1 protein-coding gene is annotated in these 253 nt (G+C 44.3%); it reads right to left on the bottom strand.

Translation table 11 applies throughout. From position 1 onward, the window contains the following. The coding region (locus PPOP_RS24935) for a hypothetical protein (RefSeq protein WP_006288308.1) at positions 1-253 on the bottom strand (253 nt) is incomplete at both ends.

Consider the following 253-nt stretch of genomic DNA (forward strand, 5'->3'; position numbering starts at 1 on the left):
CTACTTTCCCTCCGATAACTTCATCTCCGATGCGAACAACGACAGGCGCAGTTATCGATTGTCCTTTCCACTCCATGGGTACAGAGCAATGTCGTTCTCGAGATAAGGCTTGCAATTGTTGTTTCACAGATTGTACGCGTTCCGGAAGTACGGCAACATGGACAAATACAATGGGATAATTAAGAACCGTATCAATATGCTCTACCCTTCCTTCTATCGAAGGTTCTGCAAAAGGCAACGATAATTTTTGTCC

Source organism: Paenibacillus popilliae ATCC 14706 (genome assembly GCF_000315235.1).
GTDB lineage: Bacteria > Bacillota > Bacilli > Paenibacillales > Paenibacillaceae > Paenibacillus_B > Paenibacillus_B popilliae.